Origin of the sequence: Herbaspirillum sp. B65, assembly GCF_000333555.1 — a bacterium.
Classification (GTDB): Bacteria; Pseudomonadota; Gammaproteobacteria; order Burkholderiales; family Burkholderiaceae_D; genus Herbaspirillum; species Herbaspirillum rubrisubalbicans.
This window is the reverse complement of sequence record NZ_BADI01000302.1, coordinates 1-1,436: the sequence shown is the minus strand read 5'-3', so window position 1 is coordinate 1,436 and position 1,436 is coordinate 1. Positions and strand designations below refer to the sequence as shown.

Sequence of the window (1,436 nt, the reverse complement as noted above, 5' to 3'; positions counted from 1 at the left end):
GGGGGCGTAATCTTTCCCCAGCTTTGGCACCAAGGGCCGATGCGCATGGCCGGCACTGGCCGCCATCCACAGGTGGCGAGCAGCCGGCCATCCGGCCTGTGGGGCCCGGCGGGCGGTTTGACCTCGTCCCCTGCGGACTATGTCGAGAAAATGCTGGTGCCGACGGCGCCGATGAGCGAAGCCGAGATCGCCGATGTGATCGCGGCCTATGGGCGCAGTGCCGCCCATGCGCGCGATATCGGCGTCGACGGCATCGCGCTGCACGGCGGCCATGGCTACCTGCTCGACAGTTTCATGTGGGAACAGACCAACCGTCGCACCGATATGTGGGGCGGTGACCGTACGCGCCGCAGCCGTTTCGCGGCCGAGGTGGTGAAGGCAGTACGCGCCGCCATTGGACCAGACCTGCCGATCCTGTACCGTTTCTCGCAATGGAAGCAACAGGATTTCAAGGCGCGATTGGCACACACGCCGCAGGAACTGGAAGAGATCCTGTCGCCGCTGGCGGACGCCGGCGTCGATGTATTCGATGCCAGCGCGCGTTACTTCCATCGCGCCGAATTTCCCGGGTCGGAACTGAACCTGGCCGGCTGGGCCCGCAAGGTCACCGGCAAGCTGTCGATGACCGTCGGCGGTGTCGGTCTGGACAACGGCTACTACGATGCGCGTGCCAACGGCGGCTCGAACGCCAACAACAACCTGGTCTGGCTCGCCGAGCGCTTCGCGCGGGGAGAGTTCGACCTGGTCGGTGTCGGACGTTCGCTGCTGCACGACCCCGCCTGGACCCGCAAGGCGCGCAACGGGGAGCCTTTCCTGCCTTTCGACCAGAAGTCTCTCGCCACGCTGACCTGAGCACTGCCATGCACTGAAGAAAATATAGTTTTTCGAACGACGTTCATATATTATAATTGCCGGAAAGGGCAGCGTGAGCGGGTGGCCATGACCGTCCGCCCAGTGGACTGCCACCCCAGCGGCGCGATCGCGCACGCCGGGTACGGAGACAGGAGTGCAACATGAGTACGGATACGAACGGCAAGGCCGTCATCGTTGGTGCCGGCCACGCGGCAGGAGTGATGGCGGTCAACTTGCGCGAGGCGGGCTGGCAGGGATCGATCGTCATGGTCGGTGAGGAGGCGCATTTGCCTTACCAGCGGCCGCCGCTGTCGAAAGCCTTCCTGGCTGGCGAGGTCGAGATCGAGCAGCTTTACCTCAAGCCGGTAGCGACCTACGAGCGTGCCGGCGTCGAATTCATCGGTGCCACCCGGGTCGAAAGCATCGACCGCGCTGCCAGGCGCGTGCATCTTGCCGACGGCCGGGCACTTGCCTGGGACAAGCTGGTCCTGGCCACCGGTGGGCGCGTACGCCGGCTCGGCGGCGCCAATGCAGAGGCGGCGGCGCGGATGCCGAATTTCCATTACCTGCGTACCATCGACGAC

Annotated in this window: 2 protein-coding genes; both read left to right on the top strand. The window is 65.1% G+C overall.

All coding sequences use genetic code 11. The annotated features are described in order from the left end of the window. A partial coding sequence (locus tag I5W_RS07785; RefSeq protein WP_044528802.1) for an oxidoreductase occupies window positions 1-852 on the top strand: 852 nt, incomplete at its 5' end. Window positions 853-1,013: 161 nt separating this feature from the next. After that, the coding region (locus I5W_RS07780; RefSeq protein WP_044528801.1) for an FAD-dependent oxidoreductase at window positions 1,014-1,436 on the top strand (423 nt) is incomplete at its 3' end.